Annotated in this window: 22 protein-coding genes; 15 read left to right on the top strand and 7 right to left on the bottom strand. The window is 63.9% G+C overall.

The window, feature by feature from the left end; all coding sequences use genetic code 11:
- From EUU22_RS02850 to EUU22_RS02840, 3 genes are read left to right on the top strand one after another with little or no spacing between them, the layout of a single operon-like run.
- Entirely contained in the window at positions 1-867 is an 867-nt protein-coding gene (locus EUU22_RS02850; RefSeq protein ID WP_439329113.1) for an ABC transporter permease, read from the top strand.
- 31 nt (positions 868-898) lie between these two features.
- Positions 899-1648: a glycerophosphodiester phosphodiesterase family protein gene (locus EUU22_RS02845; RefSeq protein WP_129330590.1), complete on the top strand. Its 750-nt coding sequence runs from the start codon at positions 899-901 to the stop codon at positions 1646-1648.
- A gap of 34 nt (positions 1649-1682) precedes the next feature.
- Positions 1683-2612 (top strand): TIM barrel protein, encoded by a 930-nt coding sequence (locus EUU22_RS02840; RefSeq protein WP_129330589.1) that lies wholly within the window; start codon positions 1683-1685, stop codon positions 2610-2612.
- A 108-nt stretch (positions 2613-2720) separates the two neighbouring features.
- Here the strand turns inward: EUU22_RS02840 and EUU22_RS02835 are convergent, their stop codons facing one another.
- From EUU22_RS02835 to dsbD, 4 genes are read right to left on the bottom strand one after another with little or no spacing between them, the layout of a single operon-like run.
- Complete coding sequence (locus tag EUU22_RS02835) at positions 2721-3341, bottom strand: DsbA family protein (RefSeq protein WP_129330588.1); 621 nt, start codon at positions 3339-3341, stop codon at positions 2721-2723.
- 1 nt (position 3342) lies between these two features.
- Positions 3343-4047 carry a L,D-transpeptidase gene (locus tag EUU22_RS02830; RefSeq protein WP_129330587.1) on the bottom strand — a complete coding sequence of 235 codons (705 nt, stop codon included), beginning with the start codon at positions 4045-4047 and terminating at the stop codon, positions 3343-3345.
- Positions 4044-4859, bottom strand: a complete 816-nt coding sequence (locus EUU22_RS02825) for a TlpA disulfide reductase family protein (protein WP_129330586.1) — start codon at positions 4857-4859, stop codon at positions 4044-4046. Before EUU22_RS02825 ends, EUU22_RS02830 begins: the two co-directional genes overlap by 4 nt.
- Complete coding sequence (gene dsbD / locus EUU22_RS02820; protein WP_129330585.1) at positions 4856-6712, bottom strand: protein-disulfide reductase DsbD; 1857 nt, start codon at positions 6710-6712, stop codon at positions 4856-4858. The genes EUU22_RS02825 and dsbD overlap by 4 nt, the downstream gene beginning before the upstream one ends.
- Positions 6713-6818: 106 nt before the next feature.
- Between dsbD and EUU22_RS02815 the strand changes: the two genes are divergently transcribed.
- Positions 6819-7478 carry a response regulator transcription factor gene (locus EUU22_RS02815; RefSeq protein WP_129330584.1) on the top strand — a complete coding sequence of 220 codons (660 nt, stop codon included), beginning with the start codon at positions 6819-6821 and terminating at the stop codon, positions 7476-7478.
- A complete protein-coding gene (locus EUU22_RS02810; RefSeq protein WP_129330583.1) occupies positions 7478-8902 on the top strand; it encodes an ATP-binding protein in 1425 nt (474 codons plus the stop codon). The genes EUU22_RS02815 and EUU22_RS02810 overlap by 1 nt, the downstream gene beginning before the upstream one ends.
- An 85-nt stretch (positions 8903-8987) precedes the next feature.
- Here EUU22_RS02810 and EUU22_RS02805 read toward each other — a convergent pair whose 3' ends face one another.
- The 3 genes from EUU22_RS02805 to EUU22_RS02795 form a co-directional block, all read right to left on the bottom strand.
- Positions 8988-10364, bottom strand: coding sequence for an aspartate aminotransferase family protein (locus EUU22_RS02805; RefSeq protein ID WP_129330582.1), 1377 nt, complete (start codon positions 10362-10364; stop codon positions 8988-8990).
- 23 nt (positions 10365-10387) lie between these two features.
- Positions 10388-11884: an NAD-dependent succinate-semialdehyde dehydrogenase gene (locus EUU22_RS02800; protein WP_129330581.1), complete on the bottom strand. Its 1497-nt coding sequence runs from the start codon at positions 11882-11884 to the stop codon at positions 10388-10390.
- 186 nt (positions 11885-12070) lie between these two features.
- Positions 12071-12553 (bottom strand): Lrp/AsnC family transcriptional regulator, encoded by a 483-nt coding sequence (locus tag EUU22_RS02795; RefSeq protein WP_129330580.1) that lies wholly within the window; start codon positions 12551-12553, stop codon positions 12071-12073.
- A 107-nt stretch (positions 12554-12660) separates the two neighbouring features.
- On the opposite strand from EUU22_RS02795, the gene ehuR reads away from it, so the two are divergent.
- From ehuR to doeB, 10 genes are all read left to right on the top strand, one after another.
- Positions 12661-14046 (top strand): MocR-like ectoine utilization transcription factor EhuR, encoded by a 1386-nt coding sequence (gene ehuR / locus EUU22_RS02790; RefSeq protein WP_129330579.1) that lies wholly within the window; start codon positions 12661-12663, stop codon positions 14044-14046.
- A 123-nt stretch (positions 14047-14169) separates the two neighbouring features.
- A complete protein-coding gene (ehuA, locus tag EUU22_RS02785) occupies positions 14170-14955 on the top strand; it encodes an ectoine/hydroxyectoine ABC transporter ATP-binding protein EhuA (RefSeq protein WP_129330578.1) in 786 nt (261 codons plus the stop codon).
- 62 nt (positions 14956-15017) lie between these two features.
- Positions 15018-15866 (top strand): ectoine/hydroxyectoine ABC transporter substrate-binding protein EhuB, encoded by an 849-nt coding sequence (gene ehuB, locus EUU22_RS02780; RefSeq protein ID WP_129330577.1) that lies wholly within the window; start codon positions 15018-15020, stop codon positions 15864-15866.
- A gap of 101 nt (positions 15867-15967) precedes the next feature.
- Positions 15968-16627 carry an ectoine/hydroxyectoine ABC transporter permease subunit EhuC gene (gene ehuC / locus EUU22_RS02775; RefSeq protein WP_129330576.1) on the top strand — a complete coding sequence of 220 codons (660 nt, stop codon included), beginning with the start codon at positions 15968-15970 and terminating at the stop codon, positions 16625-16627.
- Positions 16628-16629: 2 nt separating this feature from the next.
- Positions 16630-17295, top strand: coding sequence for an ectoine/hydroxyectoine ABC transporter permease subunit EhuD (gene ehuD / locus EUU22_RS02770; protein ID WP_129330575.1), 666 nt, complete (start codon positions 16630-16632; stop codon positions 17293-17295).
- Positions 17292-18077 (top strand): ectoine utilization protein EutA, encoded by a 786-nt coding sequence (gene eutA, locus EUU22_RS02765; protein ID WP_129330574.1) that lies wholly within the window; start codon positions 17292-17294, stop codon positions 18075-18077. Before ehuD ends, eutA begins: the two co-directional genes overlap by 4 nt.
- Positions 18074-19078, top strand: coding sequence for a hydroxyectoine utilization dehydratase EutB (eutB, locus tag EUU22_RS02760; protein WP_129330573.1), 1005 nt, complete (start codon positions 18074-18076; stop codon positions 19076-19078). The genes eutA and eutB overlap by 4 nt, the downstream gene beginning before the upstream one ends.
- A complete protein-coding gene (gene eutC, locus EUU22_RS02755) occupies positions 19075-20064 on the top strand; it encodes an ectoine utilization protein EutC (protein WP_129330572.1) in 990 nt (329 codons plus the stop codon). The genes eutB and eutC overlap by 4 nt, the downstream gene beginning before the upstream one ends.
- Before the next feature lie 32 nt (positions 20065-20096).
- Positions 20097-21278 carry an ectoine hydrolase DoeA gene (gene doeA, locus EUU22_RS02750; protein WP_129330571.1) on the top strand — a complete coding sequence of 394 codons (1182 nt, stop codon included), beginning with the start codon at positions 20097-20099 and terminating at the stop codon, positions 21276-21278.
- Positions 21279-21282: 4 nt separating this feature from the next.
- Entirely contained in the window at positions 21283-22290 is a 1008-nt protein-coding gene (gene doeB, locus EUU22_RS02745; protein WP_129330570.1) for a N(2)-acetyl-L-2,4-diaminobutanoate deacetylase DoeB, read from the top strand.
- Positions 22291-22318: the final 28 nt, after the last annotated feature.

Here is a 22318-nt window from a genome sequence, read left to right as displayed (position 1 = left end):
ATGGCACAGGCGCAACCGCGAAGCGGCCACGGCACCGGCGTCCTTTCCACCCTTCGCCGCAACGTTCCCCTTTCGATCGGGCTCGGCATGTTGTGGCTCCTCGCCATGGTACTGGTGGCGATCTTCGCCGACCTGCTGCGCCCGTACGGGATCACGGCGATGGACCTTGCCAACCGTCTCGCCGCCCCCGGCAATGCCAAGCACTGGCTCGGCACGGACGAGCTCGGCCGCGACGTGCTCGCCCGCCTGATCCAGTCGATCCGCGTCTCGCTCGTGATCGCGTTCAGCGCCACGATCCTCTCGGCGGTGTTCGGCACGGTGCTCGGCTTTGCCGCAGCCAAGTTCCGCGGCTGGGTCGAACACCTGGTGCTCGTGCTCGCCGACTTCCAGGCGGCGTTGCCCTTTCTCATCATGTCGCTCGCGGTTCTAGCCTTCTTCGGCTCGTCCATGCTGCTGATCGTCTGTCTGATGGGCTTCTACGGCTGGGAGCGCTATGCCCGCATCGCCCGGGGACTGGCGATTTCGGCGAGCGCCCAGGGCTATGCCTCGGCCGTTGTACAGCTCGGCGCCACGCCTTTCCGGGTCTATTTCCGCCACATCCTGCCCAATGTCGCCTCGACGCTGATCGTCTCGATGACGCTGACCTTCCCCGAGATCATCCTGATGGAAAGCGGCCTTTCCTTCCTCGGGCTTGGCGTGCAGCCGCCCGAAACCAGTCTCGGCAACATGGTCGGCTTCGGCCGCGAATACCTGACGCGCGCGCCGTGGATCATGCTCGCGCCGGCCGCCGTCATCATGCTGACTACGCTGTCGATCTCGCTCGCCGGCGACTGGCTGCGCGACAAGCTCGACCCGACCGTGCGCTGACCTCTCTCGACCCACATCCAGGACCAAGCTCATGACACTGATCACCGGCCATCGCGGCGCCCGCAATCTCTGGCCCGAAAACTCGCTTCAAGGCTTCCGCAACGTGCGCGAACTCGGTGTCGATGCCGTCGAGTTCGACGTCCACCTCACCGATGCCGGCGAACTCCTCGTCATCCATGACGCGACCCTCGAGCGCACGACGGAGGGCCATGGACCGGTCCGGGCGCTGACACCCGAGGCGCGCATGAACGTCAGGCTCAAAGACAGCGACGAAACGATCCCGACGCTGTCCGAGGTGCTTTCGGTTCTGGCGGCGGCCGATGGTCTGCCTCTTCACGTCGAGATCAAAAGCGACGAGAGCGGTACGCCCTATCCCGGCATCGTCGAGAAGGTCGCCGCGGAACTTGCCGCCCAGGGCCTTGCCGATCGCAGCTATCTGACCTCGTTCGACGTCTCCGTGCTCGAAGGCTGCCGTCGCGTCGCTCCCGACATTGCGAGACTGGTCTCGGTCAATGCCGCCTGGGCGGAGAGGCAAGGCGGCCTGAAGCGGTTCATCGAGCAGGTTGAAGATCTCGTCGAGATCGTCGCCATCCATCACGAACTGATGGAGGCCGAATGGGACCTGATCACCAGCCTGCTGCCACTCCATCGTCTCTGCGTCTGGACGCTCAACGACGAGGCGCTGATCGGCAAATGGCTGGAGCGCGGCATCGGACACCTGACCTCCGACAGCCCCGACCTCGCCCTCGACCTGCGCGCCAAGATCGCGGCTGCCGCCTGAACCCTTGCCCAACCTACACACCTGGAGTGAAAACATGAGCAATATCATCGCAACCGGCTTCAATGCCGGCTCGGACAATGGCGAGATGCAGAGCCTCGGGGACGACCTTCGGGCGCTCGCCGACATGGGCGTCGACACGGTCGAACTGGGCGTGACCACGCTCGACCTGATTGCCGGCGGCCGCATCATCAAGGATCGCGCCGAGCGTCTCGTTGCCCTCACGAAGCAGTTCGACTTCCGCTACACGGTGCACGGCCTCGTCTCGTCCAACTTCATGGACCCGGCCACCTGCCGCTACCAGATCGACGCCGCCAAGGCGCTCATCGAGATCTGCGACCGGATCGATGCCCGCATCCTCGTCCAGCATGGCGGCTGCCTGCGCGCCGAGCAGATCTGCGACCGGGCCGCAGCCGACCTGCGGGAACGCGAAGCCCTTTTAGAACTGGCCGAATCTGCCAGGCCCTACGGCGTGCGCATCGCGCTGGAAAACATCTTCACCACCGAGCCCGGCCAGTATCGCCAGACGCCGGCCGAGGTCGCGGCGACGGTCAAGGCCGTCAATCACGCCAATGTCGTCGCCCTCATCGACTTCAGCCACGCCTATATCGAATCGACCTATCGCGGCCTCAACTTCCGCGAACAGATCGCCGCCATGGCGCCGGTTGCCGGCCATCTGCACCTGCACGATAGCTTCGGCCGCCCGCAGGGCTTCTACAAGGGGTTTCATCCGCAGGAAAACACCGCGATGGGCATCGGCGACCTGCACATGCCGCTCGGCTGGGGTGACATCGACTGGGAAGATATCTTCAGCGAACTCGACTTCCTGCCCGGCACCGTCGCCATGATGGAAATCGGCGCCCGTTATCGCGCCGAACAGCCGGAAAGCCTGGCGCGCGCCCGCCATCTGATGGCGCTCAACGACCGCGGCCAGCCGGTCGCCGAATTGGCGGTCTCGCGAGCTTGACAATCCGGGTTCCCCTGCATCCTGTCAGACGGGATGCAGGGAACATCGATGCCGTGGGCCAGACGGTTTCAGGTCTTGCCTCGAAACCAGCGTCGTTCTTGGTTGGCGTCATCCCGCCTTTGCTGCCCGGGCTTCGGCGATCGCCCCCTTCAGGCCCTTTTCGTCGAGGACGCCGCCGAAGGTCGTGCGTCCGATGACGAATGAGGGCGTGCCGACGAAATTGAAGGCCAGCGCCTGGTTGTAGTTGCGATCGAGCAGGCCGGAGATCTTGCTCGTGTGCTTGTTCACCGAGGCGGCGATCTCCGTCATCGACAGGCCGGCGCCTGTCAGAACCTTTTCGACCTCGTCATTCGTGAGCTTGCCGACCGTCTTCATCAGCGCTTCCATCGCAACCTCGTATTTGCCGATCTGTGCAGCGCCCAGAACGGCCTGTGCGGCGAAGATCGACGCATCGCCGAAGACCGGCCAATCTTTCATCACCAGACGGACGTTGCCGTCTTCCTTGATCACCTTCTCCACCGTGGGATGGATCTTCTTGCAGTACGGGCATTGATAATCGAAGAATTCCACCACGGTGACGTCGCCCTTGGGATTGCCGAGAGCCCGCGCGTCAGGGTCGAAGAAGACGGTTCTCTCGGTGATTTCCTGGCTGAGGGCAATGCCGGGAGCCAGCGTCACGAAGGCGCCAGCGCCAGCGGCGGCGGTGAGCAGGTTTCTGCGGGTGATCATCTCATCTTTCTCCTTTTCCTGATTCTTCCGGGCCAAGCACCACGACCTTCGATCCTTTCGGAACGCGGCGGTGCAGGTCGATGATGTCGTGGTTGAGTAGGCGGATGCAGCCGGACGAAACCGACTTGCCGATCGACCACGGCTCGTTGGTGCCGTGGATGCGGTAGAGCGTGTCTCTGCCGTCCTGATAGAGATAGAGGGCGCGGGCACCGAGAGGGTTCTTGACGCCGCCCGGCAGTCCGGCCGCCAGGGGAGCGTAGCGTTCCGGATCCCGCTTGATCATGCTCTGGGTCGGGACCCAGCCGGGCCACTGCGCCTTGCGCGCGATATCGGCCTCTCCCTTGAATTCCATGCCGGCCTTCGCGACGCCGACGCCATAACGCATTGCCTTGCCATTCTCCATGACGAGGTAGAGAAGGCGGGCGTAGGGGTCGACGACGATGGTCCCGGGCGGATAGCCTGTCTTGTAGTCCACCACCTGGCGGACGTTCTTCGGATCCATCTTCGAGACGTCGATACCGGGCACCGTCTCCTCGCCATCCTGCATGGGCGCGTACATGCTGGCGATGCTTTCAGCCACCTTCGGCGTTTCGATTTTCGGGCGCACCGGATCTGTCTGCGAGCAGGCGGATATGCCTGCGGCGAGCAGCAAGAGGGCCCCGAGCCGCAACCCCGATCGTGTCAGGGTGGCATTGGCAGGTGTCATTGCAAGTTTCCTTCTCGGTCTGTCAGTCGTTCAATTTGCTGGATGAGAACCTCGCGAGAGATTTCGCCGAGATGGGAGGCCATCACGGTTCCGTCTTCTGCGAGAAAGAGTGTGGCGGGCAGTCCGACCGCGCTGTAATGGCGGCTGAGCGTCATCTGCGGGTCTAGAACGACCTCGCGGAGCGTCAGGCGCTGGCCTCGGAGATACCTGTCCACCTGCGCCGACTGCTCCCCCTGATTGGCGAAGAGGAAATCGACGCCTGTCGCCCCGTCGGCAATCTCCGCCATCATCGGCAGTTCGCGCCGGCATGGCGGGCACCATGTGGCCCAAAGGTTGAGAACGATCGGCCGGCCTCCGCCGCCGACTGCGACCTGATTTCCTGTGAGGCTCGGCAAGGTGACGTCAGGGGGTGGAGCATGCGTCCGGGAGAGCGTCAGGAAGGCGGTCAACCCCGTGATTGTCACCCCTGCAACGACACTCGCCGCCCCCCAGGCAAAGAGCCGTCGGTCCCGGACGAACAGAATAACCATCATCGTGAGAACGGCCGCGGCTCCTCCGGCCCAGGAAAAGCCGCCCTGCCAAAGGGCGAAGATCCGCCATGGTTCGGAGAGGAAGCCGTCCAGGTGCTGAAGCACATGTACCGCCCGCGCGCCGGCCACACCGGAAAAGGCGGTCCATGTCGACCAGCGGGCGAGTCTGTCGTCCACGCGCCAGGCGAGAAAAGACGTCAAAGCGAGAAAGGCGACCAGACCGGCGATGGCGGCGAGCCGTTCGGCATCGAAGGCGAGAGGTCCGATGGCGACGGCATTCATGGCGCGCGCTCGCTGATTGCCCCTGCAGAGGCGACAATCGCCTCTGAGGAAATTTCGCCGACGAGACGCGTCGAGGGCAGTTCACGGAGGTCTTTCGAAAGGAACAGCATTGTCGGCGGGCCGACGACCTGCAGTTCGTTCATCAGGGATCGCTTCTCGTCCGTGAGGTCCGTCAGATCGACGGAGACGAGACGGACATCGCGCAGGGCGTTGGCAACGGCGCGCGTCGGAAGGACGGACCGCTCGATCGCCCTGCATGTGACGCACCATTCGGCCGTGAAGTAGGCGAGCGCCGGCCTCGCACGAGCATCGGCGGTTTGCATGAGGAGCGATGACAGTTCGGTGGAAGAACCGACCGCCTGAAAGGAAGCCTTGCTGATCTCGTTCGGTTTGGACAAGGCTTCGGCTGGTCTCCTCGCAAAGGCCGCCAATGGATTGAGAGGGTCCGTCGAGCCCGAAGCGGCGCCGACGGCAAGCAGGAGCCCATAGAACCCGGCGAGAATGCCTGCAGCCTTGGCAAGACGAGGACCGCTGCCGGCATCCGGTGCCAGTTGGTCGAAGGTTCCGATGAAGACCGCGAAGGTGATGAGCAGCGCCGACCACAGCGCCAGTCCGATGCCGGGCGACAGCAGGCGGTCGACGAACCAGAGTGAGGTCCCAAGAAAGATGAACCCAAAGACTTGGCGGATGCGCTCCATCCATCGCCCTGCGCGTGGCGGCAGGCCCGGGCCGAAAGTTCCCATGAGGATCAGCGGGACACCCTTGCCGATACCAAGCGCAAAGAGAGAAGCGGCTCCGAGCGCCACGTTGCCGGTCTGGGCGATATAGAGGAGGGCGCCGGCGAGCGGTGCGGTTACACACGGCCCGATGCCGAGAGCGGAGGAGAACCCGAGGGCCGCTGACGAGAGGAGGGAACTCCTGCCCGTGCGCCGTTGTCCGAATGCGCTTCTCACGGACGCCGGAAGCTGAAGCTCGAATAGCCCGAAGCTCGACAATGCGAGCGCCACGAAGAGGGCGGCCAGCAGAATGGTTGCGCTCGTCGATTGGAGCGCGGCCTGAAAGTTCTGACCCGACCATGCCGCCGCCACGCCGAGGAGGTTGAAGGCCGCGGCAAGCGCGAGGACATAGCTTGACGACAGTGCAAAACCGCGGCCGGCTGAGAGCCTCTCACCCTCGCGCGCGAGCGTGGCGGCGAGGATCGGGTACATGGGAAAGACGCATGGGGTGAAGGCGAGGAGGACGCCGAAACCGAGGAACCCGGCAAGAAGCAGAAGAATGCCACCCCGGTCGAGGAGGGCTCCGACCATGCCGCCGGACGGAGCGTCGGCCACGCGGATACCCGCCCCGGTCGGCGGAGATGACGGAACATCGGGAACCGACCGAAAAACGGCCTTCGTCTGCGGTGCAGAGGTTGCCAATTCTCGTTCCGGTTCGCTGGTCGAGGCTGAAACCGGAAGCGCCGACGGGTCCAGCTCGACGGTGGTCGGAGGATAGCAGAGACCTCCGTCCTGACAGCCCTGATACGTCACCTTCAACGTGCCGGCGGGAGGCTCGACGATGGTTGCGGTGGCCTTTCCGTAATAGACCTCGGTGCTTCCGAAGCCCGGATCATCCTTGATAACGCCCGATGGCGTTTCCACCTGAGGCGACGGGCCGTCCGCTGTGACGGTCAGGTATTCGCGATAGAGATAATAGCCGTCCTCGATTTGCCAGTTGAGTACGACGTCGCCACGATCACGATGTGCACTGAGCTGGAAGGCCCGGTCCATGGGCAGGGGCGCCCCCACGGGACTTGCGAGCGCCGCGGTAACGAACGCGAGGATGAGACATGAAACCGACAGAAGAACGCGCAAACTCTCTGCTCCGTTGCTGATGTGCGGAGGCGGTCTCTCCCGCCAACCTTAAGGCAGCCTTAAGGTCGGCGGTGCACGGACGCCGGAGAACGAGAACGAGGATCGAATGCGCCTGCTGGTCGTTGAAGATGACGAAATCCTGCTGGATGGGCTCAAGGTGGGCCTGCAGCTGTGCGGCTTCACCGTCGATGCGGTCACGACGGCTGCCGATGCCGAGGCCGCCGTCGCCGCCGACACATTTGATGCGGTGATCCTCGACCTGATGCTGCCGGACGGCTCGGGGCTCGATGTCCTTCAGACGATGCGTGCCGCGAAGGATCGCACGCCCGTCCTTCTCCTGACCGCAAAGGACGAAGTGGGGGATCGGATTGCCGGATTGGACGCGGGCGCGGATGACTATCTCGGCAAGCCGTTCGATCTCGACGAGGTGGCGGCAAGGCTTCGGGCGATCGTTCGTCGCGGCCAGGGGAGAGCGGAAAGTGTCCTTTCCTGGAACGGCGTGGCGCTCGATCCGGCACGAATGATCGCCACCAGGGAGGGCACGACCGTCTCGCTCTCCCGTCGGGAGTTCGTCATCCTTCAGGCGCTCATGGAGGCGCCGGGTGTGATCCAGTCGAAGTCCCTGCTGGAGCAGAAACTCTATGGCTGGCAGGAGGACGTGGAGAGCAACACCATCGAGGTTCACGTGCACAAGCTGCGATCCAAGCTGGGTGCGGGCTTCATAGAAACCGTCCGGGGTGCCGGGTATCGATTGAGGGCGATCTGATGAACTCGATGCGGATCCGGCTTTTCACCATATTGCTCGCGACCACCAGTGCCGTCTGGCTTTTTGCCGCAGTCTGGATCTTTGCCAGCACCCAGGCGGAGGTCGAGCGGGTGCTCGACGCTCGGCTGATGGAGGCGGCCCGTATGGTGAGTTCGCTCATCTCCGACCACAGGGTCGATGCGACCGCGGCTGTCGGTGTCGCCACGGAAAAGTCGCTTCCTGCTCCGTTCGAAAAAGCGGGTGGCAATTACAGCCGCCAACTGTCCTGCCAGATCTGGTCGCTCGAGGGCAGTCTAGTCAGCCGGTCCGAAAGTGCTCCTGAGACCTCGTTGGCCGACCACACCAGCGGCTTCAAGGAGACCGAGATCGATGGTCAGCGATGGCGCGTCTACGCGGTGGTGAACCCGGTTCTTGGTGTCCGGGTGCTTGTCGGCGACAGTCTGGAAATCCGCGAACGCCTGATCGGCGACGTTATGAAGGGGCTCCTCTTGCCGGGGCTTGTCATTCTGCCCGTTCTCGCGTTGCTGATCTGGCTGAGCGTCGGTCGCGGCCTGGCGCCGCTCACGCGCATCGCCGCGGGTCTGTCCGGGCGGTCGGCGACCGAACTGCATCCGATCGACGACAAGGCCGCCCCGAGCGAGATCCGGCCCGTCCTCCATGCCCTGAACAGCCTGTTCGGGCGGGTCGCGGAGGCGCGCGAGCGAGAGCGGAGCTTCACCGCCTATGCCGCGCACGAGCTGAAGACGCCGCTTGCCGGACTGAAGACCCAGGCACAGATCGCCCTGCGGACAGACGATCCAAAAGTCCAGCGCGATGCCCTTTCCCGGATATCGACGAGTGTCGATCGCACGAGCCGAATGGTCCGCCAGCTCATCGATCTCGCCGCGGTCGACTCCGCGGTGACGGCGTCCGTGGAAGAGACCGTCGATCTCAATTCGCTGTGCAGCGAAATTGCTTCGGATCTCGAGCCTCTCCAGAGTGAACGCGAGGTTCGTGTCGCCCTCGCGTGCGGCGAGCAGGATCGTATGGGAGCCGTGGCAAAGGCGGATCGCACGCTGGTGCGGCTGGCGCTTCGCAACGTTCTGGAGAATGCAATCCAGCACTCACCGCGCGGAAGCGAGGTCAGCTGCCGAATTCTCGGGAGCGAAGACGCTGCGGTCGTCGAAATCATGGACCGGGGTTGCGGAATCTCCGCCTCGGAAGAGGTACGTGTGAGGGAACGCTTCTTCAGGGGGGCACATGCCGCGGGCCACGGTAGCGGTCTCGGGCTCTCGATCGTGCAGATGGCACTTGACCGCCTGGGAGGCAACATGGCGTTCGAGAACACGGCCGAGGGATTCGTCGTCAGGATGCGCTTCCCGCATGATCGGGGGACGCCCGATGCCGGTCCCGGTCGGCAGGGAACCGCCTGCGGGAATATCTAGTTGCCCGCCGCGTGCGGAAGCATTGCGACGGGCGTCGAAGAGCAGATTGGCCCGGACGAGCGCCGGGCACCGCCACGCTATCTCGTTAGCGGCCGAGCACGCTGCCGATCGCGTCCGCCGTCGCTTTCACGACGGAATCGGCCTCCTCGCGTGTCAGGCAGAGCGGCGGGGCAAAGCCGAGAATGTCACCTTCCGGCATGGCACGACCGATGACGCCGCGGTCGAGGAGAGCTGCCGCGATTTGCGGGCCGACTTTCGCTGTCGGGTCGAAGAACTTGCGGTCGTCACGGTCCTCGACGAATTCGACGGCAGCCATCAGGCCGTCGCCGCGGACTTCCCCGACGTTGCGGTGGTCGCCGACGGCCTTCTGCAATTCGGTACGGAAATAGGCGCCGGTCGAACCGGCATTTTCCACAAGGTCGAGCTCGTCGATGAGCTCGAGATTGGCAACACCGGCCGCGGCGCAGATCGGATGCGCTGAATAGGTCCAGCCGTGGCCGATCGGCCCCAGTTCGTCCGAGCCCTTCACCAGCACCTGCCAGACCTTGTCGGACACGATCGTGCCCGATAGTGGCGCGTAGGCCGAGGTGAGGCCCTTGGCGATGGTGATGAGGTCGGGCGTCATGCCGTAGTGGTCCGAACCGAACATGGTGCCGAGGCGACCGAAGCCGGTGACGACTTCGTCGGCGACGAGCAGGATATCGTACTTGCGAAGGACCGCCTGAATTTTCTCCCAGTAGCCCTTCGGCGGCGGCACGATGCCGCCGGTGCCGAGGATCGGCTCGCCAATGAACGCGGCGATCGTGTCGGGACCTTCCGCGAGGATCATCTCTTCCAGTCTGTCGGCGCAGTATTGTGCAAACTGCTCTTCGCTCATCGAACGATCGGGGCGGCGGAAATAATGGGGTGCCTCCGTGTGCAGGATTGGCGCACGCGGCAGGTCGAAGGCGTTGTGGAAGAGCCGGAGCCCCGTCAGCGAACCGGTCATCACACCTGAACCGTGATAGCCGCGCCAGCGCGAGATGATCTTCTTCTTCTCGGGGCGGCCGAGGATATTGTTGTAGTACCAGATCAGCTTGATGTTGGTTTCGTTGGCGTCTGAACCGGAAAGCCCGAAATACACGCGGCTCATGCCCTGCGGCGCCCGGTCGATGATCATCTTGGCAAGGCGGATCGATGCCTCCGTGCCGTGTCCGACATAGGCGTGATAGTAGGCGAGGTTCTTCGCCTGCTCTGCGATCGCATCGGTGATCTTTTCGCGTCCGTAGCCGACATTGACGCAGTAGAGGCCGGCAAAGGCATCGAGGCTGCGCTTTCCGTCCGTGTCGGTGATGTAGACGCCCTCTCCGCCGCCGATGACGCGGGTCGGGGTTTCTCCTCGCGCATGCATGCCCATGTGGGTGGAGGGGTGGAAGAAGTGATCGCGGTCCCAGGCGGTGAGTTCGTTGCTTCTTTCAAGCATGGTCTTTCCTTTCGTAGTCCGGTTCAGGCGGCGGTGTCGATGCAGAGGTATTTGAGCTCGGTGAAGGCCTCCATGCCGTGGCGGGAGCCCTCGCGGCCGAGGCCGGACTGTTTCCAGCCGCCGAAGGGGATCGGTCCTCCGGTGATCTTCACCCGGTTGATCGCCACCATGCCGTATTCGAGCGCGCGGGCGAGGCGCATCTGGCGGGCCCCGCTTTCTGTGACGACATAGGCGACGAGGCCGTATTCGGTGTTGTTTGCGCGGGCGATCACCTCGTCCTCGGTATCGAAGGCGCTGACGGCGGCCACGGGGCCGAACGTCTCTTCCCACATGATGAGGGCGTCGTCAGGCACATTGGTCAGTAGCGTCGGCTGGAAGAAGAGCGGCCCCGCGGGATGGCGCTTGCCGCCCACGGCAAGCTTCGCGCCTCTTTTCAACGCGTCGGCTACGTGTTCTTCCACCTTGGCGATCGCACGCTCATGCATCAGCGGTCCGATATCGGTGTCTGGCTCCAGGCCTGAACCCGTCTTGAGGCGGGCGATGCGGGCGGCAAACGCCTCCTCGAAGGTCTTGAGAATGGAGCGCTCGACATAAATGCGGTTGGCGGCGAGGCAATCCTGCCCGGAGGTCGCAAACTTGGCGGCAATCGCGATGTCGGCCGCCTTTTCCACATCTGCATCGGCAAAGATGATCAACGGGGCGTGCCCGCCGAGTTCCATGACGAGGCGTTTCATGGTCGGTGCGCACTGGCCTGCAATCAGCCTGCCGATCTCGGTCGATCCGGTGAAGCTCATGGCGCGAACCCGCGCATCCTGGCTCATGCATCCGACAATCGTGGCGGCATCGCCGGTGAGAACGTTGAAGACCCCGGCCGGAAGGCCCGCCCTTTCACCGAGCTGCGCGAGGGCGAGTGCGGAGAGCGGTGTCTCGGAGGACGGGTGCGTGACGACGGTATTGCCGGCGGCAAGCGCTGCGGCCGCCTTGCGGGTGATCATCGCGGACGGGAAGTTCCACGGGGTGACGATCCCGACAACGCCGAGTGCCTCCCTGCGGACGATCATTTCGGCTCCGGGGAGATGGCTCGTCACGCTTTCGGCGTTGAGCCGCTTGGCCTCCTCGCCATACCACTCGAGGAAGGAGGCGGCATAGTCGATCTCGCCGCGCGATTCAGCCAGTGGCTTGCCCTGTTCGAGCGTCATCAGCAGTGCGAGATCGTCCTTGGCGGCAAGCATCAGGTCGTGCCATCGGCGGAGGATTGCGGCGCGTGCCTGCGGGAGCATGTCGCGCCAGGACTTGAAAGCCTTTTCTGCAGCGTCGACGGCCTCCGATACCTGGGCGCCGTCGAGTGCCGCGACGAAAGCGAGTGTTGCGCCGGTCGAAGGGTCGCGGACTTCCCGCGTCCTGCCGCCTTCGCCGGCGACCCAGCGTCCACCGACATAGGCGAGTTCCCGCAGCAATTGCGGGTCGCTCAGGTGTTTCAGAGCATCGTGAAAGGCTGTGCGCGCAAAGATGGCGGTCATCTCGTATCTCCTCGACTGGGTGCGGGAAGACTGCCACGGTCGGCGCGAGAGATTGTCCAATCAGGTACGCCCGCGAAGAGACTTTGGCCAAAGTTGCCGGGATCGGAAGAGAGATCGTCTGGGCACGAGAGGCGCAGGTCACGTGTGAGGCCGTCGCCGTCGGTCCTGTTCGACGCTCGGCCGAGCCTATCCAGCTTGCGGCAAGAGCGTGGCGAGAGGCAGGATCGTCTCGTCTTTCACGGTCTTCGTGACGATGTAGGTGAAATAGCGGTCGATGCCGAGTTCGCGCGCCAGCAGTTCATCGACCAGCCGCTGATAGGCGTCGATGTCCGGGGCCATGCACTTCATGATGTAGTCGACCCCACCGCCGACCGACCAGCAGGCGACGATTTCGGGGATTGCCGCGACGGCACGCTCGAAACGATCGAAATCGGCTTGGCGATGATTGGCGAGCGTGATCTCCATCATGACGTTGGCGACGGGCGCAATCCGACGCACGGCAACGCGCGCGTGGTAGCCGGTCACGATACCGGCCGTTTCGAGTTTCCGAAGCCGCATCCAGCAGGGCGTCGGCGACAGACCGACGCGTTCGGCGAGCGCCAGCTTGGTGATCCGCCCGTCCGCCTGGATCGCCTCGAGGATGCGCAGATCGATCGCGTCGAGTTTCATTCGGGGGTGCCTTCCATCGAGCTTCGGTCGCGTCAAAGTCAGGGAAAAGACATTGGGTGTTCACTTTTGCGTTGTCAATTGAGCTGATTTTCATCACTGTTGAAATCATGACAAATTGGATGCCCGACACAACGCTCCTGCGCCGCCCCGCCTACCTCTCCCTGGCCGACCAGTTTGCTCGTGCCATTCAGGAAGGAAAGCTTCAGAATGGCGCGCGACTTCCGACCCACCGCAAGCTCGCCGACGACCTGAAGCTCTCGGTTCAAACGGTGAGCCGGGCCTACGACGAACTCATTCGGCGAGGACTGATCTCCGGCGAAATCGGCCGCGGGAGCTTCGTGCAGACCCGCCCGCGCGAGCCCGAGCCGCCGTATCTCCCGGAGCGCCTTGGCGAACTGATCGATCTTTCGATTCTCAAGCCGGTCTGCGAACAGATCCATCTCGAAAAGATGCGGCAAGGCTTTGCCTGGCTCGCCGAGAACCTGCCGGCGAGTTCGGCGCTTTCCTTCCGGCCGAACATGGTGTTCCCGCGCCATCGTAACGTCGCCGCCCAGTGGCTGTCGCGCTGCGGGCTCGATGTTTCGCCGCTCAATATCAGCCTCACCAACGGCGCGACGTCCGCCATGACGGTCGCGCTGATGAGCGTTGCACCGCCTGGTTCGGCGGTTGCCACGGAGGCGATCAGTCACCATACGCTGGTGCCGCTGTCGAGCTATCTCGGTATCCACCTCCAGGGCCTGCCGATCGACGACAATGGCATGATCCCGGAGGCCCTCGACGAGGCCTGCCGGAAAGGCGTCATTCGCGCGATCTTCCTGCAGCCCTCGGTCATAAATCCGACGGCGACGCTGATGAGTGTCGAGCGCCGTGCCGCGCTCGCCGAGGTGGCGCGGCGGCACGACCTGGCCATCATCGAAAACGATATCCTCGGTCCGCTGGTGGATGAAGGTCTGCCGCCGGTTGCGGCACTCGCACCGGAACGGACCCTCTATGTGGCCAGCTTCACGAAGATCACCGTGCCGGGCTTGCGGATCGGCTATCTGGCGGCGCCGGATCGCTACGTGGCCGCCGTCGCCAACCGGCACCTCGTTTCGAACTGGATGGCGACGCCGTCTATTGCCGAAATCGCGACGCACTGGGTAAGCGACGGCACTGCGATCGAGCTCGTGAACTGGCAGCGCCGCGCGCTTGCCGCCCGCCATGCAATTGCCACGGAGACGCTCGGACGGCTTCCCCACCGTAGTCATCCGCAGGGACTGCATGTCTGGCTGCCGCTGCCCGAGGGCCATCTGGAGGATGCTTTCGTCGCCCAGGCGAGACTCCGAGGTGTCGCGATCGCTCCCGGCGCGTCATTCCGGACTGCCGATAGCGGCTGGCACCCTGCCGTCCGGATTTCTCTCGGCTCGACGACGGAGCAGGAACTAAAGACCGGTCTCGGCATTATCGCATCACTGGCTCTCGGTGATCCGGAGGCGCTGCTGCTTGCGATTTGACTTTGGCGCCCACGCTTTGGGCGTCTTCATAATAATTGTCATGATATTATTATTGCAATTGACATGATTTGAGCGGCGCATCATCGTTAGGTCATCATCTGTCTCAGAGGGAGAGAGGCACGAATGTCCGACCCGATCATCCGCATCGACAATATCGTGAAGAGATACGGTCACCTGACGGTGCTGGACGGGCTGTCGATGGAGGTCATGCCGGGTGAAAAGCTGGCGCTGATCGGCCCCTCCGGTTCGGGCAAGACGACGATCCTGCGCATCCTGATGACCCTCGAGAGCATCAGCGGCGGCTTCATTCAGGTCGAGGGCGAGCAGCTCTATCACATGACGAAGGGGGATCGCCTCGTTCCCGCCGACGAGCGCCACCTGCACAAGATGCGCGAGAAGACCGGCATGGTCTTCCAGCACTTCAACCTCTTTCCCCACAAATGCGTGCTCGACAACGTGACGCTCGCGCCGATGCTGACGAAGGGCATCGCGCGGGCCGATGCCGAACGGCGGGCAATGGACCTTCTCGACATGGTGGGGCTGGCCGACAAGGCCAAAAGCATGCCTGCGCAGCTGTCCGGCGGACAGAAGCAGCGCGTTGCCATCGCCCGCGCATTGGCACTTTCCCCGAAGATCATGCTGTTCGACGAGGTGACCTCCGCGCTCGATCCCGAGCTCGTCGAGGAGGTGCTTAACGTCATGCGCAAGCTCGCCGAAGAGACGGACATGACGATGCTGCTCGTGACCCACGAGATGGGCTTTGCCCATGACTTCGCCGACCGGGTGCTCTTCTTCGACCACGGCAAGATCGTCGAGGAAGGCAAGCCCGGCGACATCTTCCGGCATCCGACCCAGGAACGCACCCAGGCCTTCCTGCGCAAGATCATCGCGGCAGGGCATCGCGTCTGAGCATCAACTCAGTGCCTGCCTCACGCGTGAACACCAAGACAACAACAGAGGAGACGGGAACAATGAAACTGAGAGACTGGATTTCTGTCGCGGCAGGCGCGACCGCGTTGATGGCGGCGGCGGCAACGCCCGCCACTGCGGACGAGAACAAGCTGGAGGAATTGAAGGCGCAAGGCTTCGCGCGCATTGCGATCGCCAACGAGCCGCCGTTCACGGCCGTCGGTGCCGACGGCAAGGTTTCAGGGGCTGCGCCGGACGTCGCCCGCGAAGTCTTCAAGCGCCTCGGCGTTGCCGATGTCGTTGCGTCGATTTCCGAATATGGCGCAATGATCCCGGGTCTCCAGGCCGGGCGTCACGATGCCATTACCGCCGGTCTCTTCATGAAGCCGGAGCGTTGCTCGGCCGTTGCCTATTCCGAACCGATCCTTTGCGATGCGGAAGCCTTTGCCCTCAAGAAGGGCAATCCGCTGGGCCTGAAGAGCTACAAGGATATCGCCGACAATCCCGATGCGAAGATCGGCGCGCCTGGCGGCGGCACCGAGGAAAAACTGGCGCTCGAAGCTGGTGTGCCGCGTGACCGCGTCATCGTCGTGCCCGATGGGCAGAGCGGCCTGAAAATGCTTCAGGACGGTCGCATCGACGTCTATTCGCTGCCGGTCCTCTCCATCCACAGCCTGATCGAGAAGGCGAACGATCCAACGCTCGAAGTCGTGGCGCCGGTCGAGGGCGCGCCGGTCTACTGCGATGGCGCAGCCTTCAGGAAGGGCGACGAGTCCCTGCGCGACGCCTTCGACGTCGAGCTCGCCAAGATGAAGGAATCGGGCGAGTTCGCCAAGATCATCGAGCCCTACGGCTTCTCGGCGAAGGCGGCGATGTCGACGTCGCGCGAGAAGCTCTGCGCCGCCAAGTAGTCGGCACTTCCATGCATCGGCAGCCTTCTCTCCGCTCCGGGGGAGGGAAGGCGCTCGGTGCCACCGATGACAAAACCGAATTCGACGGGAACGTTTGAACAATGATCGACTGGTCCGGTTATATCGGATTGATCCTCGAGGGCGCATGGGTGACGGTGCAACTGACCCTCATGGGTTCGGCGCTCGCCCTCGTGGCAGCCTTTGCGGCCGGGCTCGGGCGGCTCAGCCGTTTCATGGCGGTGCGTGCGCTCGCCACCACCTATATCGAGTTCTTTCGCGGCACCTCGATCTTCGTCCAGCTCTTCTGGGCCTATTTCGTGCTTCCGTTTGCCGGCATCACGCTGACGCCGCTTCAGGCAGGCGTACTGGCACTCGGGCTCAATGTCGGTGCTTACGGGGCCGAGGTCGTGCGCGGCGCGGTCAAGGCGATCGGGCGCGAGCAGCGGGAGGCCTGCATTGCGCTCAATCTCACGCGCCGCCAGGCGATGCGGCACGTGATCCTGCCGCAGGCTTTGCCGCTGATGCTGCCCACCTTCGGCAACAATGCGATCGAGCTATTGAAGGGCACCGCCGTCGTCTCGCTGATCTCGCTGACGGACATGACTTTCCAGGCCCAGGTGGTGAGGGCACAGACCGGCAGCACGCTGATCCCGTTCGCGACCATCCTGGTACTCTACTTCATCATGGCATCGGTCATTTCGTTCGGCATGCGCTGGCTCGAGCGGCGCGCTACCCGCGGTCTCGATGGTGTGAGGGCCTGACCATGGAATGGGATTGGGAATTCGTCCGCCAGGTCATGCCGACCCTGCTCGAAGGCGCCAAGATCACCGTCCTTGCGACCGTTCTCGGCGCAGCCGTTGCTGCGGTGCTCGGGCTTCTCTTCGCGGTAGTGCGCATGGCCGCCCCAGCTCCGGTCGCACGCGTCACCAGCTTTGCCGTCGAGTTCATTCGCGGCACGCCGCTGCTCGTGCAGCTCTATTTCATCTTCTACGTGCTGCCGGACATCGGCATCCGCCTGCCGGCGCTCCTCGGCGGGGTCATCGGCCTCGGCATTCACTACGGCACGTATGCCGCGGAGGTCTACCGGGCAGGAATCGAGAACGTTCCGCGCGGTCAGTGGGAGGCGGCAAAGGCGACGAACCTGACGGAGCGCCAGACCTGGATCCACGTGATCCTGCCGCAGGCGATACCGCCGATGATCCCGGCGCTCGCGAACTACCTGATCGCGATGTTCAAGGAGACGCCGCTCCTTTCCGCAATCACGGTGCTGGAGCTCATGAACCAGGCGAAAAGCATCGCCAACAGCAACTATCGCTACATCGAACCGATGACTCTGGTCGGCGTGTTTTTCCTGATCATAAGCCTGATCTCCGTCGTCTTCCTCCGCTTTCTGGAAGAACGCTACGCACGGGTGGAGGAACGCAGATGATGAACCCGGTTTCGATTTCTCTTGCCACGCGTCCGCCTCGGCTTGATCCACGACCGCTCGAAAAGCGTGTGGGCCTCATCATCCTGGCGACGGATCACACGACCGAAGTGGACTTCCAGCGCCTGGTCGCATCCGACCGCGTCGGCGTCTATGTTGCCCGCATTCCCTACGCCAATCCGGTGACGCCGGAGAACCTCAAGGCGATGCAGCCCTCGCTGACGGCGGCGGCAGGTCTGATCCTTCCCGACGAGACGCTCGATGTCGTGATGTATTCCTGCACCTCGGCTTCCGTGGTCATCGGCGACGCGGAGGTTGCCGCTGCCATCAATGCCGCCAAGCCCGGCGCCGCCGTGGTCACGCCGACGGCTGCGGCGGTGCACGGCCTGAAGGCTCTCGGGGCCAAGCGAATCTCCGTGCTGACGCCCTATACGATCGAGACAAGCCGGCCGATGGCGGACTATTTCTCCGCCCTCGGCTTCGAGATCGACCGCTTCACCTGTCTCGGGCTCACCGACGACCGGGAGATGGCGCGCATCGCGCCGTCCGAAATCGGGGCGTTCTCGCAGGAGGCGATGGCACCTGAATCGGACGCACTCTTCATCTCGTGCACGGCTGTTCGCGCCGCCGGCGTCATCGCTGAAATAGAGGCGGCGATCGGCAAGCCCGCCGTCAGCAGCAATTATGCAACCGCCTGGGCATGCCTTCGCCTCTGCGGCGACGACGAGGCTCGTCCCCACCTCGGCCGGCTGATGACGTTGCCGCTCGACGGAGCCTGGACATGACCGCCGCTCCTCCCGTGGCTATCGAGGAAATCGAGGCGGCGGCCCGGCGCATTGCCGGTCGTATGCTTCGCACGCCCCTCGTCCTCTCGTCGGCGCTCGGCGAGCGCTGCGGCGTGCCGGTCGGCCTGAAGCTCGAGCATTACCAAACGACCGGCAGCTTCAAACTTCGCGGTGCGACCAACGCGGTGCTTTCGCTTTCGCACGACGAGCGAGCGCGCGGTGTGGTCGCCGCCTCGACCGGCAATCACGGCAGGGCGCTTGCGCATGCGGCGAAGGCGCAAGGCTCGGTTGCGACAATCTGCATGTCGCAACTCGTGCCTGAGAATAAAGTCTCCGAAATCCGCCGCCTCGGTGCCGACGTCAGAATTGTCGGCAAATCCCAGGACGAGGCTCAGGCGGAAGTCGAGCGGCTGGTCGCCCAAAGAGGCCTCGTGATGGTTCCCCCCTTCGACCACCCGGCCGTGGTGGCAGGACAGGGAACGCTGGGACTTGAGATCGTCGAGCAGATGCCGGACGTGGCGACCGTGCTCGTGCCGCTCTCAGGCGGCGGTCTGGCTGCCGGCGTTGCGGCGGCGGTCAAGGCCCGCAAGCCGACGGCGCGGGTGATCGGGATCACCATGGAACGCGGTGCTGCGATGAAGGCGAGCCTCGAGGCCGGAAAGCCGGTTCTCGTCGAGGAATATGCAAGTCTCGCGGATTCGCTCGGCGGCGGTATCGGGCTCGACAATCACGTAACCTTTCGCATGTGCCGCGAACTGCTCGACGACATCGTCCTGCTGAGCGAGGCGGAGATCGCAGCCGGGATGCGGCATGCCTACGCGCAGGAACGTGAAGTCGTCGAAGGCGCGGGAGCCGTGGGCATAGCGGCAATTCTCACCGGAAAGATCGAAATCGACGGACCGATCGCGGTCATCCTCTCCGGGCGCAATGTCGACATGGGCCTGCATCAGCGGGTGATGAACGGGCAAGACGATCCGTTCGACAAGGAGGCCGCGGCATGACACGCATGACGATCTTGACGGAGGCGGAGTTGCGGAGGATCGTGCCGCTCGACCGCGAAGCTGTCGCCTGTGTCGAAAATGCTTTCCATGCGCTTGCAACCAAAGCGGTGGCGATGCCGCCGATCCTGAGGCTCGACATTCCCGAGCATCGCGGCGAGGTCGACGTGAAGACCGCCTATGTGCCCGGCCTCGACAGTTTTGCTATCAAGATCAGCCCCGGCTTCTTTGACAATCCGAAGCTCGGCCTGCCGAGCACCAACGGCATGATGGTGCTGCTGTCGAGCCGAACCGGCCTAGTCGAGGCCCTGCTGCTCGACAACGGCTATCTCACCGACGTGCGGACGGCCGCCGCCGGGGCGGTCGCTGCAAGGCATCTCGCCCGGGAGGATGCGGCCGTGGCGATGATCTTCGGCGCTGGTATGCAGGCAGGCCTGCAGCTCGAGGCCCTGACCCTCGTTCGCCCGATCCGCGAAGCGCGTCTCTGGGCGCGTGACAAGGGGAAGGCCGAAGCCGCCGCACGCGCGCTTACCGGGAGGCTCGCGATTCCGGTGCGCGCAGAGACCGATCCTGAAGCGGCAGTCGACGGTGCCGACATCATCGTGACCACCACGCCGTCGGACATCCCGGTTCTGAGAGCAGAATGGCTCCAGCCAGGGCAACATGTCACGGCCATGGGCTCCGACGCGGAACACAAGATTGAACTGGATCCGCGGGCGATGACAAGGGCGCTCTATGTTGCCGACAGCCTGAAACAAACGCGCCGGCTCGGCGAACTGCATCACGCCATTGCAGCGGGTCTCGTGGCGCCGGAGGCGGAATTTGCCGAGCTCGGACAGGTGATCGCAGGTCTCAGGCCCGGGCGAACGAAGGCAGACGACATCACAATTGCCGACCTGACGGGGACCGGCATCCAGGACACCGCCATTGCCACGCTCGCCTTTGCCCGGGCGAGTGCCGCAGGTGCGGGAACGACTTTCGAAAGCTGAACAACGGCATTGCCGGGCAAGAGGGACGAGACATGACCCAAGCGAGACTGAAATTTTCCCTTGCGGAATACGAGGCGCGGCTGCGCAAGACGCGTGAAGCCATGGAGGCGAAGGGTGTCGACCTGCTGATTGTCAGCGATCCGTCCAATATGGCCTGGCTCACGGGCTATGACGGCTGGTCGTTCTACGTCCATCAGGCGGTGATCGTGCCGCCGTCCGGCGAGCCGATCTGGTTCGGTCGCGGACAGGATGCCAACGGAGCCAAGCTGACGGCCTATCTCAAGCACGAGAACATCATCGGCTATCCGGACCATTACGTGCAGTCGACCGAACGGCACCCGATGGACTACCTCTCCGGAATCCTTTCCGACCGGGGCTTCGGCGCGCTCAGGATCGGCGTCGAGATGGACAATTACTGGTTCTCGGCTGCCGCTTTCGCCTCGCTGCAGAAACATCTGCCGAATGCGCGCTTCGTCGACGCGACGGCGCTCGTCAACTGGCAGCGTGCCGTCAAGAGCGAGACGGAAATCAAATATATGCGCAACGCGGCCCGCATCGTCGAGGCCATGCACCAGCGCATCTTCGACAAGATCGAAGTCGGCATGCGCAAGTGCGATCTCGTCGCCGAAATCTACGACGCGGGCACACGCGGCGTCGACGGCATCGGCGGCGATTATCCGGCGATCGTCCCGCTTCTGCCTTCCGGGGTGGAGGCCTCCGCCCCACACCTGACCTGGGACGACCGGCCGATGAAGCGCGGGGAGGGCACCTTCTTCGAGGTCGCTGGCTGCTACAACCGCTACCATGTGCCGCTGTCGCGCACGGTCTTCCTCGGCAAGCCCACGCAAGCCTTCCTCGACGCCGAAAAGGCGACGCTCGAAGGCATGGAGGCGGGGCTTGCGGTCGCCAGACCCGGCAATACCTGCGAAGACATCGCCAATGCCTTCTTCGCCGTCCTCAAGAAATACGGCATCGTGAAGGACAACCGCACCGGTTATCCGATCGGGCTTTCCTATCCGCCGGACTGGGGCGAGCGCACGATGAGCCTTCGTCCCGGTGACAAGACCGAACTGAAGCCGGGCATGACCTTCCATTTCATGACGGGTCTGTGGCTCGAGGACATGGGCTTCGAGACGACCGAGAGCATCCTGATCACCGAAAGCGGAGTCGAATGCTTCGCCTCGGTGCCGCGCAAGCTGATGGTCAAGGACTGAGTTCATGGGCATACAGCATCTGCGACGATCGCCGATCAGCGCTACGGTCGATTTCGACGCGCACGGGGTGCAGCACGGCTTTCTCCGTCTGCCCTACAGTCGGGACGACTCCGCCTGGGGATCGGTGATGATCCCGGTCACCGTCGTCAGGAACGGGGAAGGGCCGACGGCCCTTCTGACCGGCGGCAACCACGGCGACGAATATGAAGGGCCGGCCGCGCTCTTCGACCTTGCTCGGAGGCTGGTGGCGGACGAGGTTCGCGGCAGGGTCATCATTGTGCCGGCGATGAATTATCCCGCCTTCCTCGCAGGTACCCGGACCTCGCCGATCGACAAGGGGAACATGAACCGCAGCTTCCCCGGCAGGCCGGACGGAACCGTCACCGAGAAGATCGCCGACTATTTCCAGCGGGTGCTTCTGCCGCTCGCGGACGTGGTGCTCGACTTCCACTCGGGCGGCAAGACGCTGGATTTCCTTCCCTTCTGTGCGGCCCATGTTCTGCCGGACAAGGTACAGGAGGCCAAGGCCTTCGACTTCGTCAGGGCCTTCGGAGCGCCCTATTCCATGAAGATGCTGGAGATCGACGCGGTCGGCATGTACGACACCGCCGCCGAGGAGATGGGCAAGGTCTTCATCACCACGGAGCTCGGCGGCGGCGGCACGGCGACGGCAAAGAGCATTGGCATCGCCAAGGCCGGGGTGGCCAACGTGTTGAAGGCGGCCGGCATTCTGAGAGGAAGTGTCACGCCGGCAGAGACCACCTGGCTCGACATGCCGAACGGCGACTGCTTTGCCTTCGCCGAAGACGACGGGCTCATCGAGCCGACGTTCGACCTCGGAGACCAGGTTGAGGCCGGCGACGTCGTCGCACGGATCTACCCGGTCGGCAGGACCGGCGTCGCACCTTCAGAAATCCGCGCGAAGATGAGCGGCGTCCTCTGCGCCCGCCATTTTCCGGGTCTGGTCAAGGCGGGCGATTGTGTTTCCGTCATCGCCGTCGTGGTCGGCTGACCTGCTCGAAGCCGGCACCGGCCGCAGG

Origin of the sequence: Ciceribacter ferrooxidans (assembly GCF_004137355.1) — a bacterium.
Classification (GTDB): domain Bacteria; phylum Pseudomonadota; class Alphaproteobacteria; order Rhizobiales; family Rhizobiaceae; genus Allorhizobium; species Allorhizobium ferrooxidans.
Note: the sequence above shows the minus strand (reverse complement) of the source record. Positions and strands in the feature narration are given on the sequence as shown.